Raw genomic sequence first — 1290 nt, 5'->3', positions numbered from 1 at the left:
TGGTTAAGTCCTCGATCGATTAGTATTTGTCAGCTCCACGTGTCGCCACGCTTCCACCTCAAACCTATCTACCTGATCATCTTTCAGGGATCTTACTAGCTTGCGCTATGGGAAATCTCATCTTGAGGGGGGCTTCATGCTTAGATGCTTTCAGCACTTATCCCTTCCGCACATAGCTACCCAGCGATGCCTTTGGCAAGACAACTGGTACACCAGCGGTGCGTCCATCCCGGTCCTCTCGTACTAAGGACAGCTCCTCTCAAATTTCCTACGCCCACGACGGATAGGGACCGAACTGTCTCACGACGTTCTGAACCCAGCTCGCGTACCGCTTTAATGGGCGAACAGCCCAACCCTTGGGACCGACTACAGCCCCAGGATGCGATGAGCCGACATCGAGGTGCCAAACCTCCCCGTCGATGTGGACTCTTGGGGGAGATAAGCCTGTTATCCCCGGGGTAGCTTTTATCCGTTGAGCGATGGCCCTTCCATGCGGAACCACCGGATCACTAAGCCCGACTTTCGTCCCTGCTCGACTTGTAGGTCTCGCAGTCAAGCTCCCTTGTGCCTTTACACTCTACGAATGATTTCCAACCATTCTGAGGGAACCTTTGGGCGCCTCCGTTACTCTTTAGGAGGCGACCGCCCCAGTCAAACTGCCCACCTGACACTGTCTCCCACCCCGATAAGGGGTGCGGGTTAGAATTTCAATACAGCCAGGGTAGTATCCCACCGACGCCTCCACCGAAGCTAGCGCTCCGGCTTCCAAGGCTCCTACCTATCCTGTACAAGCTGTACCAAAATTCAATATCAGGCTACAGTAAAGCTCCACGGGGTCTTTCCGTCCTGTCGCGGGTAACCTGCATCTTCACAGGTACTATAATTTCACCGAGTCTCTCGTTGAGACAGTGCCCAGATCGTTACGCCTTTCGTGCGGGTCGGAACTTACCCGACAAGGAATTTCGCTACCTTAGGACCGTTATAGTTACGGCCGCCGTTTACTGGGGCTTCAATTCAGAGCTTCGCTTACGCTAACCCCTCCTCTTAACCTTCCAGCACCGGGCAGGCGTCAGCCCCTATACTTCGCCTTGCGGCTTCGCAGAGACCTGTGTTTTTGCTAAACAGTCGCCTGGGCCTATTCACTGCGGCTCTTCGAGGCTTTAACACCCCAAAGAGCACCCCTTCTCCCGAAGTTACGGGGTCATTTTGCCGAGTTCCTTAACGAGAGTTCTCTCGCTCACCTTAGGATTCTCTCCTCGCCTACCTGTGTCGGTTTGCGGTACGGGCACC

General features: G+C 54.5%; 1 rRNA gene. It reads right to left on the bottom strand.

Going from position 1 to position 1290, the window contains the following annotated elements:
- Positions 1-1290: ribosomal RNA gene (locus tag ACE38V_RS23200) — 23S ribosomal RNA — on the bottom strand; the annotation flags it as partial.

The sequence above is a fragment of the Cytobacillus sp. Hz8 genome, from assembly GCF_042263505.1.
GTDB lineage: Bacteria > Bacillota > Bacilli > Bacillales > Cytobacillaceae > Bacillus_BE.
This window is presented reverse-complemented; position numbering and strand designations above follow the sequence as displayed.